The sequence below is a fragment of the Delftia sp. ZNC0008 genome (assembly GCF_000799035.1).
In the GTDB taxonomy this organism is placed as follows: domain Bacteria; phylum Pseudomonadota; class Gammaproteobacteria; order Burkholderiales; family Burkholderiaceae_C; genus Comamonas; species Comamonas tsuruhatensis.
Map to the genome: position 1 here is coordinate 1 of NZ_JTKZ01000020.1, position 11111 is coordinate 11111.

Sequence of the window (11111 nt, forward strand, 5' to 3'; positions counted from 1 at the left end):
CCGCGTCATCGAGCAGCCTGGGAAGGGAGTCGCCAGCGCGCAGGTCGTGATCCAGGCTGCGCGCATAGGCATGGGCCGCGGCATTGGCCAGCAGCACATGGCCCTGGCGGTCGCAGACAAAGGTGGGCGAGGGCAGCTGGCGCAGGCTTTCGCTGACGAAATGATGCAGGGCGCGTAGTTGCCGCGAAGCCTGCTCGACGGCGGCAATGCGCTGGTCCAGCAGGTCGCCGCCCAGGCGCAGCGCGGTGGGCAGGCCCTGGCCCTGCAGGTCTCGCAGTTCCAGTGCCAGAAAGCGGGCGGCGGCGCGCAGGCGCAGCCAGCTCCACAGCGGATAGGCCAGGGCCAGGCCCAGCAGGGCTGCGGCAGGGGCCGTCTGCACCTGCCAGATGCGTGGTGCCAGCCCGGCCAGCGACAGGCAGGCCAGGGCCAGCAGCGCGCAGGCCAGCATGCCGCCCGAAGGGCCCAGCCAGGCCAGGGCCAGCAGGGCCAGCAGCACGGCTGCGGTGTTGAGCGCACGGTCCAGCCCCGCCGAAGCGCGGTGTACGTGCGAGCCCTGCAGGCTGCCGTTGAGCACATGGGCCAGCATTTCCACGCTGGAGATGGGGCGCGCGCTGGCACCCAGCGGTGCGGTGAACTGCGCTCCCAGTCCGGCGGCCGTCGTTCCTATGAGCACGTATTTGCCGCGAAATGCCGCAGCAGGAATGCGGCCGCGCAGCACGTCGATGTACGAATAGGTGGTGAAGGGCGAGCGGTCACGCGCGCCCTGCTCGGGCCTGGCCTGTGCGAAGGCAATGATCTCCCGCTGGCGGCGCTGCCATGCGGGTGTGCCGGGGTCCAGCGGCGGCACGGGTTCGGGGCGGGCGCATGCGCGGCCGTGCTGGCCCACGCAGTGCAGGGCCAGCGCCATGTGCCACCAGGGCTGCTGCGCGCTGCCTTCAATGGCATGGAAGCTGCGCACGGCGCCGTCGGAATCCACGGGCAGCTGGGTGTGGCCCAGCGCTGCCGCAGCCTGTGCAAAGGCCGGCAGCGGATCCGTGCCCGGCGCCACGGGCAAGGCGGTGCGGCCGCTGCGCTGCAGGACGCGCGCCAGCAGCAGGTCATCGCCGGGATAGTCCAGATCTTCTTCGCTGAGCATCACGTCCAGGCCGATGGCGCGCGGCGGGGCCTGGCTGATGCGCTCCAGCAGGCCCGCGTGCAGGGCACGCCTCCAGGGCCAGCGGCCTATGGCGTCGATGCTGGCATCGTCGATGGCCACGATGACGATGTCCTGAGATGCCTTGGGGCGGTGCAGCCAGCTGGCCGTGTCCTGCACCAGTCCGTTGATGCGCTCCAGCTGCCCGTCACCGCTGAGCCAGAACACCAGGGACAGCAGTCCCGCCGCCAGCAGCAGCCAGTCCCGCCGCAGCCCCCGGCCACGCGCGGGCGCCGGCTGCACCTGCTGCGCCGGCGTGGCGGGACTGTCAGGCGAAGGCGGCAGGGTGGACAAGCGCGGTCAAGGATTGAACGGGTGCGGTTACTGGCGCTGCAGGCGCTCTCCGCTGCCCGATTGCATCATCTCGCCGCTGGCATCGACGATCCAGCTGCCGGTGCGGAACTGGCGTGCGGCCGAGAAATCGCTGCGCAGGCCGTTGGCGTCCTCGATCTGCAGCCGCAGGTAGTAGCTGCCTGCGGGCAGGTCCTCGGTGCTCCATTGCGGCTGGTCGGTCCAGAGGTCAACCAGCGGCGCGGTGAACTCCTGGTCGCGCGCCACCATCACGTGGTAGCACTGGCCGGGCTCGCCACTCCAGCGGATCTGGCGGCTGCCCTCGGCGGGGCCGTCGCCCATCTGCAGCGCGCTGGCCGAGGGCTGGGGCGGCACGGCCGCCAGCTGCATGGCCTGGGCTGCGGCGAACGGGCCCTGGTCGGGCTTGCCGTCGGCCAGTGTGCGGATGCTGGCGGCGCGCCAAAGATAGCGGCCGGCCGGCAGCCGGGCCAGCGCGGCTGCGGGCAATGTGCAGTCGTTCAGGTCGCGCGCGTCGATGGCGGGTTCGGCAAAGCCGGCCTGGGCATCGGCAGAAACGACCTGGATGCGGTAGCGCACGGCGCCCACCACCTTGGTGCACTGCAGGCCGGCGCGGCCCAGGCCCACGGTGGCGTCGGCCTGCGGTGATTCGTACAGCGGCGGCACGGGATGGGCCTTGACGCGCAGGGCGCGCCGGCTGGCTGCACCCGGAATGCCCTGGGCGTCGATGCCGCGCAGGGACAGTACATAGTCGCCATCGTCCACGCCTGCCAGGCGCAGCGGTGAGGCCGTGGCCTGGAAGCTGGCGCTGCGCAGCACCTGGGTCATGTCTGCGTCGCGCGACAGCTGCAGCTGGTAACGCACGGCGCCGGGCAAGGCCGGCAGGGGCAGGCTGATCCAGTTGGCGTCTTCCGCCAAGGCGGGCCAGGCGGTGATGTCGGGCGCACCCAGCATGGGGCGGGGTTGGCCGACGCGGCCGTCTGCCGTCACGGCCACGCCCTGGCCGGGGTGCAGCAGCGCATCTCCGGAAGGTGCGCCAGAGGCGTCAGAGCCCACGGCGACCGTGCCTTCGTCGACGGCGGCCGCTGTCCTGCCTGCCGCATCGGTCTGCACCAGGAAACGCGTGCCGCGCACGCTGGTCGATGCCGCAGGCGTGCGCACTTCGAAGCGGCGCTGGGCATTGCCCTGCTCGGGGGGGACCGAGGCCTCCACGCTGCCTTCTCGCAGGTCGATCACGGACTGCAGGCTGCCGGCCCGGCCCTTGCGGCGCATCTGGCGCAGCAGGACATCGGACTGCGACTGCACGCGCACCAAAGAGCCGTCGGCCAGGCGCACGGCCACAAAGGCGTCCGGCGCAAGCTGCAGTCGATCGCCTTCCTGCAGCGTCTGTCCCTTGCGCAGGACCTGGCCTGCGTCTTCGGCCGAGCCGCCTTGCGTGTCGGCCAGATGGTCGAGCGCGCGTGTGCTGCGCGCATCGCCCTGCACGAATTCCACGGAGGCCACGGCGGCGCGCAGCAGGCGCACGGGAATCTCCAGCACGGAGCCGGGCCGCAGACGGTACGGGTTGGCCACGCCGTTGTGCTGCTGCAGCTGGGTCCACTGGCGTGCATCGCCCAGGTAGCGGCTGGCCAGCTGTTCCAGGGTGTCGCCTGTGGCCACGCGGTGGGCGAGCATGTCGCCGCCGCTGGCGGCGGGTTTGATCTGGGCCTGTGTGGCGGCAGCGCCCAGCAGGGCCAGGCTTGCCAGCAGGCAGGCCCGCGCGACGGGCCCGCGCAGGCTGGCGGCGAGCAAAAGTCTGTTCATGGTGTTTGAGGTGCCGCCTGCAATGCCTCGTCAGGCACGTCCAGGCGGTAGCCGTAGCCGTACACGGCGCTGATGGCGTAGGGCTGACCGGCGCGCAGGTTCAGCAGCGCGCGCAGGCGCGAGATATGTGTGTCCAGCGAGCGTGACTGCACTTCGGCGTTGTGGCCCCACACGGCTTCGCGCAGGTGTTCGCGCGACAGCAGGCGGCCCTGGTTCTGGAACAGCGTCAGGGCCAGCGTGTACTCGCGGTGCGTCACCTCGATGGGCTGGCCATTCATTTCCAGGCTGTTGGTGGTGGTGAGGAATCGGAAGGGGCCGAACTCCAGCACGCTTTGCGTATTCACCGGATAGGCGCGGCGCAGCAGGGCGGCCATGCGCGCGCGCAGCTCGCCGTGGCGCACGGGCTTGACCATGAAATCGTCTGCGCCGCAGGACAGGCCTTCGACGATGTCGGCCTCTTCGCTGCGGTGGGTGATGATGAGGATGGGCAGCTCGCGGCTCACATGGCCGCGCGTCCACCGCACCAGGTCCGTTCCTTCCATGTCCGGAAGGTGCCAGTCCACGATCAGAAGGTCGAAGCTCTCGCGGCGCAGTTCCAACTGCAGGGCCGAGCCCGTCTGGTAGGTGTGGCAGCTGTGGCCCGTCTCCAGCGCAACCTGACGCAGCATCTCCAGTTGCAGCGGATCATCGTCCAGAGCAGCGATACGCATCCCAATGTCCTTTCACGCAAGCGCCAGAATCCCGGGCGCAGGGCTTGCGGGCAAGACTGCCCGCAAATATGCGGTTTCTCAAGCGAAGCTTACCCTTACTCCGAAGCATCGCGCAGTTGCTGCAGGGCGGCCAGCACCAACTGCGCGTCGGCGGGCTGCAGCCGGGACTGCAGTGCGGACAGGGCCGCCTCGCCTTCCCTTTGCAGTTGGCCGATGGCCTGGCCGGCTTCCTTGGGGGCGTCGAAGCCCAGGCTTTGCAGCAGCAGCTGGCCGTCGGCAGCCACGAGCTTGAAGTAGAACTTGCCGTCGGCTTCGCGGTATTGCTTGAACTGGGGCAGGGCCTGCTTCGCGGCCTTGGCCTTGGCGGCCACGGGGGCCTGGGCCAGGCTGCGCAGGCCGACGGCCGAGCGCAGTTCTCGGATCAGGGGCAGGGTCTCGCGTCGGGCCTTGGTGGCGCCGGCCTGCAGGATGTCCTCCAGTTCGCCCGGATGGGCCACCAGGTGCTCGTAGCGTTCGCGCATGGGGGCCAGCTCGCGGTCGATGCGCTCGAACAGCTGCTGCTTGGCGTCGCCCCAGGCAATGCCTTCGGCGTACTGGCGGCGCAGCGCCTCGGTTTCTTCCTCGCTGGCAAAGCCCTGGTAGATCTGGAACAGGGCCGAGCCCTCGACTTCCTTGGGCTCGCCGGGCGTGCGCGAATCGGTGGTGATGCTGCCGATGAGCTTGCGCAGCTGCTCGCGCGTGGAGAACAGCGGGATGGTGTTGTTGTAGCTCTTGCTCATCTTGCGGCCGTCCAGGCCGGGCAGCGTGGCCACGTTGTCCTCGACCTGTGCCTCGGGCAGCGTGAAGAACTCGCCGCCATAGATGTGGTTGAAGCTGGAGGCCATGTCGCGCGCCATCTCGATGTGCTGGACCTGGTCGCGGCCCACGGGCACCTTGTGGGCGTTGAAGGCCAGGATGTCGGCAGCCATCAGCACGGGGTACATGAACAGGCCGGCAGTCACGCCGTCATCGGTCTCGGCGCCGTCCGCGTGGTTCTTGTCCACGGCCGCCTTGTAGGCGTGGGCGCGGTTGAGCAGGCCCTTGCCGGTCACGCAGGTCAGCAGCCAGCACAGCTCGGGGATCTCGGGGATGTCGGACTGGCGGTAGAAGGTCACATGCTCGGGGTCCAGCCCCGCCGCCAGCCAGCTGGCCGCGATCTCGATGGTGGAGCGCTGCACGCGCGCCGGGTCCTGGCACTTGATCAGTGCGTGGTAGTCGGCCAGGAAGTAGAAGTTCTCCACCTCGCGCGAGCGGCTGGCCGCGATGGCCGGGCGCAGCATGCCGGCATAGTTGCCGAGGTGCGGGGTTCCGCTGGGAGTGATGCCGGTGAGGAAACGGATAGTGCTCATGACGGGAGACTGCGACAGGCAATAGAGAGAAAAGAAGGGAATCTGACGGGCAGGCTGGGCGGGTCTGCCGCGCGTTCAGCGCAGCAGCGCGATCAGCGGCGTCAACGCGAGATCGATCACGGCATAGCCGAGATCCATCAGCGGCCGCAGCCACAGGCTGCCGACCACGCCGGCGATGACCAGTCCCATGACGATGAAGAATCCCCAGGGTTCGATCCGCGCCACCCATTGCGCCTGGCGCCAGGGCAGCAGGCCGACGAGGATGCGCCCGCCGTCCAGCGGCGGCAGCGGGAAGAGGTTGAAGGCCCACATCACCAGATTGACCAGGATGCCGGCGCGGCACATTTCAATGAAGAAGCGCTCGCCCACTCCCGATCCGACCAGAACCACGAGCAGCACGCCCCACATCAGCGCCTGCACGAAATTGGAGGCCGGGCCCGCCAGGGCCACCCAGATCATGTCGCGCTTGGGGTTGCGCAACTGGTCGAAGCGCACGGGCACGGGCTTGGCGTAGCCGAACAGGAAGGCGCCCGAGGTGGCGAAATACAGCAGCAGCGGCATCAGGATGGTGCCGATGGGGTCGATGTGCTTGATGGGGTTGAGCGTGATGCGTCCCATCATGGCGGCCGTGTTGTCGCCGAAGTGGCGTGCGGCATAGCCGTGGGCAGCCTCGTGCACCGTGATCGCGAAGAGCACGGGCAGGGCATAGATGAGTACGGTCTGGATGAGGTTGGAGATGTCCACGGCGGGCATTGTCTCAGACGGCGGCCACCCTTGCCGCTGGGCACCGCCAGAGCCCGTGCGCAGCGCTGCGGCCGACCGGATATGGTGGTTTCCCGCGGATTGGCAACAGCCGCCTCTATGTTGCAAAATGAAACAGCAATGCGATGGGCGAATCAACAGGTTTTTCACCAAGGCCCTCGGGCCATATGGACAAGAGGTGGCACGTGGGCGTACTGGGCTTGGGCAGGCTGCCGATAGGCTGGCGGCTGGTGATTGCGTTCGGCGGTATCAATCTGCTGGTGTTCACGATGATGGCGGTCACGGTGCTCTCGCTGGGGCAGGCCGAGCAGGCGCTGGCGGCCGGCGGGGCGACCACGGTGGCCGAGCAGGCGCTGGTGCACACGCGCTGGTGGGTGCTGGGCCTGGGGGCGGCCGTCTGCACACTGGCCCTGGTGGCCTGGTTCAGCCTGCGGCGCGGCATCGTGCAGCCGCTGGGCCAGGCCATCCTGATTGCCGAAACGGTGGCCGCCGGCGACCTGAGTCAGGAGTTTTCGACCGAGCTGCAGGGCGACTTCGGCCGCCTGCTGGGCGCGCTGGGCACCATGGAAGACACGCTGACCGAGCTGGTCGGCCGCATCAAGCAGTCCACGGATTCCATCGGCCTGTCGGCCGGTGAGATCGACGCCGGCAACACCGACCTGTCGCGCCGCACCGAGGCCCAGGTCTCGGCGCTGGCCCAGACGGCGGCCAGCATGGAGCAACTCACGGCCACCGTGCGCCAGAACGCGGAGCGCGCGCATTCGGCCAGCGGCCTGGCCGTCGATGCATCGTCCACGGCCAGGCGCGGGGGGGCCGTGGTGGGCGAGGTGGTGCAGACCATGGAGGCCATCAGCGGCAGCTCGCGCAAGATCGTGGACATCATCCAGGTCATCGAAGGCATTGCCTTCCAGACCAATATCCTTGCGCTGAACGCGGCCGTGGAGGCGGCACGCGCGGGCGAACAGGGTCGGGGCTTCGCCGTGGTGGCCAGCGAGGTGCGCAGCCTGGCCGGCCGTTCGGCCGAGGCTGCCAAGCAGATCAAGGAACTGATCACCACCAGCGTGCGCCAGGTGGAAAGCGGCGCGGGCCTGGTCAACCAGGCGGGCGCCACCATGCAGGAGATTGTCGGCGCCGTGGGCCAGGTCTCGGGCCTGCTCGGCGAAATCTCGCAGGCCCTGCGCGAGCAAAGCGAAGGCATTGCCCAGGTCAACGCCGCCGTGGGCCACATGGACAGCGCCACCCAGGAGAACGCGGCCCTGGTGCATCAGGCCTCGCGTGCGGCCTCAGCGCTGAGCGAGCGCGCCCAGGAGCTGGAGCAGGCCGTGGGTGCCTTCAAGCTCGATGACGAGCCGCAGGATGCTGGCGCTGGCGTGCGGGTGCAGCCGCAGAAGCCGTCGATGGCTCCCGCCGCAGCCTTGTCCGCCGCTGTGACGAGGCCGTTGCAGCGCGTGTCGGCTGCTGCACCCCGGCCCCTGGAGTGGGCACAGCACTGAACGCCTTTCAGGATCAAGCTGCAAAAACAGACGCCGGGCATGCCCGGCGTTGATGCTTGTGCGGGGGGGGGATTCAGGTCATTTCCAGGCCCAGGGCCTCCAGGCTGCCCCGGCCTTGCCGCACCACGGTGGGCGGATTGCCCAGGGCCATGGGCACCAGGTCGATCACCGTGGTCGGCTCCGAGGGGCAGGCACCTGCATCGACGATGGCATCGAGCTCGTGGGGAAAGCGCTCCAGGATGGCATCCGCGTCATGCAGGGCCTCGGTCTCTCCGGGCGGGATCAGCGTGGTGGCGATCAGCGGCTCGCCCAGCTGCTCCAGCAGCAGCTGCGTGCCCTTGCGGTCCGGCACGCGCAGGCCGATGGTCTTGCGCGAGGGGTGGCTCAGGCGCTTGGGCACTTCCTTGGAGGCTTCCAGGATGAAGGTGTACGGCCCCGGTGTGGCCAGCTTCAACAGCCGGTACTGGCGGTTGTCCACGCGCGCATGGCTGGACAGCTCCGACAGGTCGCGGCACAGCAGCGTGAGGTGGTGCTTGTCGTTGATCTGGCGGATGCGGCGAAGCCGCTCCACCGCAGGGCGGTCGTCCAGATGGCAGACCAGGGCATAGCTGGAGTCCGTTGGAATGGCCAGGATGGCGCCCTGGCGCAGCATGTCGGCGGCCTGCTTGATGAGACGGGGTTGGGGATTGTCGGGGTGGGCTTCGAAGCGTAGGACCATGGTGTGCGTTGTTTGCGGGAAGGGCTCAGGCCGGCTGAATGCGCTCGCCCAGCAGTTCCCATACCGGCGTCAGCTGGCCCGGCAGGTAGGGCAGGTCGCCCAGGTCGGTATGCGACTCCTCGGGGCTGTGGAAGTCGCTGCCGCGCGAGGCGGCCAGGCCGAACTCGCGGGCCATGTCGGCATAGACGGCGTACTCGCTGGGGCGGTGGCTGCCGGTGACGACCTCCACGCCCTGGCCCCCATGGGCCTTGAATTCGGAAAACAGCGCGTACTCCTCGTTGGCCGTCAGCGCATAGCGGGCCGGGTGGGCGATCACCGCCACGCCGCCGGCCTGCGTGATCCAGCGCACGGCGTCGGCCAGGCGCGCCCAGGTATGGGGCACGTAGCCGGGATGGCCTTCGGTCAGGTAGTGGCGGAACACCTCGCCGGTGTCGCGGCAGCGGCCGGATTCCACGAGAAAGCGCGCGAAATGCGTGCGCGAGATCAGCGCGGGATTGCCGGCAAAGCGCAGCGCGCCTTCGTAGCTGCCTTCAATGCCGGCCAGCTCCAGCTGGCGGGCCATCTCGCGGGCGCGGGGACCGCGTCCGTCGCGCGTGGCATGCAGGCCTTCGACCAGGGCCGGGTCGTCTGCGTCAAAGCCCAGGCCCACGATGTGCACCGTGGTGCCTGCAAAGCTCACCGAGATCTCTGCGCCCGTCAGGTAGTCCAGGCCGCAGGCGCGCGCTGCGGCGGCTGCGCGGTGCTGGCCGCCGACCTCGTCGTGGTCGGTCAGCGCCCACAGCTGCACGCCGCGGGCTGCGGCACGTTCGGCCAGTTGTTCAGGCGTCAGCGTTCCATCCGAGACCACGGAGTGGCTGTGCAGATCGGCATTCAGATAGGACTTGGGCACCGGCCCATTGTAGGTGTCGGTCCTTTTCCGAGCCTGGCGCTGCGGCTGGGGACTTCCCTGAGTGCGGGTTTACCGCCCTCAATAGTGACAGCGGCATGACGATGATCAGCCAGGCGCCGTCAAGGGTGGACAAGAATGATTGCCCGGAGCGAAGGTCGGCGGGGCGCCATGGCCAGGCTCCGGCATTGTTAGAAAAAAGATCGGTTTTTCCATGAATCTGAATCAAATCACCGTCGCCCAGAAACTCTGGGCCCTGGTGCTGGGACTGCTGGTGAGCATGCTGGCGGTCAACGGCGGCATCCTGTTCTATCTGCACGGAGTCAACGAGAAGATCAACACCGACGTGATGACCGCGCAGCGCGGCGCCACGCTGGCGCGCGAGTGGCGGCATCTGACTCAGATGAGCGTGGAGCGCTCCATCGTCGCGGCCATGTCGCCCGACGAGACGCTGGCCGCGCAGCAGCGCGCGCTGATGAGCAAGGGCATAGAACGCATCAACGTGCTGCAAAAGCAGGTGGGCGAGCTGCAGCTCGATGCCAAGGGCAAGCAGGCGCTGGAGGCCGTGGCGGCCGAGCGCCGGGAAACGCTCAAGGCCAACTCGGCGGCCCAGGATGCGCGCAAGGCCAGCGACTTCGCCTCCACCTTCGACATCGTGGAAAAGCAGCTGCGCCCGGCGGCCGAGCGCTACAACACGGCGCAGGAAGCCTTTGTGCAGCAGCAGGAGCGCCAAAGCGAGCTGGCGCGCGAGGAGGGCGTCGCCCACCGCACCCGGGCCTACTGGATCGGCGCCCTGGCCAGCGCGCTCATCGTGGCCCTGGGCCTGTTCATGGGCATGGCCATCATGCGTTCCATCACACGTCCGCTGGATCAGGCCGTGGCGCTGGCCGACGGCATTGCCGCAGGCGACCTCACGGGGTCGGTGCAAAGCAACCGGGGCGATGAGCTGGGCCATCTGCTGCAGGCGCTCAACGGCATGGCCCAGCGGCTGCGCGGCGTGGTGGGCGAGGTGCGTTCGGGCGTGGAGTCCGTGTCCACGGCCTCCAACCAGATCGCCAGCGGCAACCAGGACCTGTCCTCGCGTACCGAGCAGACGGCGGCGAATCTGGAGGAGACGGCGGCCAGCATGGAAGAGCTGACGGCCACCGTCACCCAGTCGGCCGATACGGCGCGCCAGGCCAACCAGCTGGCCGCCACGGCCGCGCAGGCGGCCGAGCAGGGTGGCGCCGTGGTGGCCCAGGTGGTCACCAGCATGCAGCAGATCACGGACAGCAGCCGCAAGATCGCCGACATCATCGGCGTGATCGACGGCATTGCCTTCCAGACCAACATCCTCGCGCTCAACGCCGCCGTGGAAGCGGCCCGCGCAGGCGAGCAGGGCCGGGGCTTTGCCGTGGTGGCCGGCGAGGTGCGTTCGCTGGCGCAGCGCAGTGCCGAGGCCGCCAAGGAGATCAAGCTGCTGATCACCACCAGCGTGGACAACGTGCAGTCGGGCTCGCAGCAGGTGGAGCAGGCGGGGCGCTCCATGGAGGAAATCGTCTCCAGCGTGCGCCGCGTCAGCGACCTCATCGGCGAGATCACCGCCTCGTCCACCGAGCAGCGCGACGGCATTGGCCAGGTCAACCAGGCCGTGAGCCAGCTCGACCAGATGACGCAGCAGAATGCGGCCCTGGTCGAGGAATCCAGCGCGGCTGCGCTGGCCATGCAGGACCAGGCGCGGCGCCTGTCCGAGGTGGTGGCGGTGTTCAAGCTGGGGCAGGAAGGCAGTGCGCTGGCACCGGCCCGGGCGCAGGCGCCCGCCAGTTCAGCCGCCGTGGCGCGCCGACCGGCAGCAGCCCCTGCAGCGGCGG

General features: G+C 69.0%; 9 protein-coding genes. 2 read left to right on the forward strand and 7 right to left on the reverse strand.

The genetic code is table 11. The annotated features are described in order from the left end of the window. The 5 genes from L995_RS00540 to L995_RS00560 all read right to left on the reverse strand — a co-directional run. Positions 1–1486: CHASE2 domain-containing protein (locus tag L995_RS00540; protein WP_047468111.1), on the reverse strand; the 1486-nt coding region annotated here is incomplete at its 3' end. Positions 1487–1513: 27 nt separating this feature from the next. After that, entirely contained in the window at positions 1514–3304 is a 1791-nt protein-coding gene (locus L995_RS00545) for a FecR family protein (RefSeq protein ID WP_047468113.1), read from the reverse strand. Further along, positions 3301–4014 carry a response regulator transcription factor gene (locus L995_RS00550; protein WP_016445714.1) on the reverse strand — a complete coding sequence of 238 codons (714 nt, stop codon included), beginning with the start codon at positions 4012–4014 and terminating at the stop codon, positions 3301–3303. The genes L995_RS00545 and L995_RS00550 overlap by 4 nt, the downstream gene beginning before the upstream one ends. Before the next feature lie 95 nt (positions 4015–4109). Next, entirely contained in the window at positions 4110–5402 is a 1293-nt protein-coding gene (locus L995_RS00555) for a tryptophan--tRNA ligase (protein WP_017404606.1), read from the reverse strand. Between the two features lie 75 nt (positions 5403–5477). Continuing rightward, entirely contained in the window at positions 5478–6155 is a 678-nt protein-coding gene (locus L995_RS00560) for a site-2 protease family protein (protein ID WP_016445716.1), read from the reverse strand. Between the two features lie 176 nt (positions 6156–6331). On the opposite strand from L995_RS00560, the gene L995_RS00565 reads away from it, so the two are divergent. Beyond that, positions 6332–7657, forward strand: a complete 1326-nt coding sequence (locus L995_RS00565) for a methyl-accepting chemotaxis protein (protein WP_047468120.1) — start codon at positions 6332–6334, stop codon at positions 7655–7657. A 73-nt stretch (positions 7658–7730) separates the two neighbouring features. Here L995_RS00565 and L995_RS00570 read toward each other — a convergent pair whose 3' ends face one another. Together L995_RS00570 and L995_RS00575 are read right to left on the reverse strand one after the other, a co-directional pair. Next, positions 7731–8375 carry an L-threonylcarbamoyladenylate synthase gene (locus L995_RS00570; RefSeq protein WP_016445718.1) on the reverse strand — a complete coding sequence of 215 codons (645 nt, stop codon included), beginning with the start codon at positions 8373–8375 and terminating at the stop codon, positions 7731–7733. 25 nt (positions 8376–8400) lie between these two features. Then, positions 8401–9264 (reverse strand): 3',5'-nucleoside bisphosphate phosphatase, encoded by an 864-nt coding sequence (locus tag L995_RS00575; RefSeq protein WP_016445719.1) that lies wholly within the window; start codon positions 9262–9264, stop codon positions 8401–8403. Positions 9265–9475: 211 nt separating this feature from the next. Here L995_RS00575 and L995_RS00580 point away from each other — a divergent pair. After that, a partial coding sequence (locus L995_RS00580; RefSeq protein ID WP_047468127.1) for a methyl-accepting chemotaxis protein occupies positions 9476–11111 on the forward strand: 1636 nt, incomplete at its 3' end.